We start from the raw sequence: 486 nt of genomic DNA on the forward strand, positions 1-486 counted from the left end.
CATCGCCACGCCCGCGCTCGGTCCGTCCTTCGGGGTCGCGCCCGCCGGCACGTGAACGTGGATGTCGTTCTTCTCGAACAGCTGGGGATCGATGCCGAGCTGCGTGGCCTTGCTCTTCACCAACGTCAGCGCAGCCTGCACGCTCTCGCGCATGACCTCCCCGAGCTGGCCGGTCAGGATCATGCCGCCGCGGCCAGGCACGCGCGAGGCCTCGATGAACAGGATGTCGCCGCCAACAGGCGTCCAGGCAAGGCCGGTGGCCACGCCCGGAACGCTGGTGCGCTGCGCGATCTCGCCTTCGAAGCGCGGCTGGCCGAGCACGGTGCCGATGTCCTTCGGCGTCACCACCACCTTCGCAGTCGTGCCCTCGGCGACTTGCACCGCGGCATGGCGGAACAGCTTGCCGATCTCGCGCTCGAGGTTACGCACGCCGGCCTCGCGGGTGTAGCCCTTGACCACCAGCTTCAGCGCCTCCGGCTCGATCTC

1 protein-coding gene is annotated in these 486 nt (G+C 69.3%); it reads right to left on the bottom strand.

The window, feature by feature from the left end:
- The coding region (locus AABA86_RS33220; RefSeq protein WP_338309750.1) for a S16 family serine protease at positions 1-486 on the bottom strand (486 nt) is incomplete at both ends.

It is taken from the genome of Bradyrhizobium sp. TM233 (genome assembly GCF_036247965.1).
Taxonomy (GTDB): domain Bacteria; phylum Pseudomonadota; class Alphaproteobacteria; order Rhizobiales; family Xanthobacteraceae; genus Bradyrhizobium; species Bradyrhizobium ottawaense.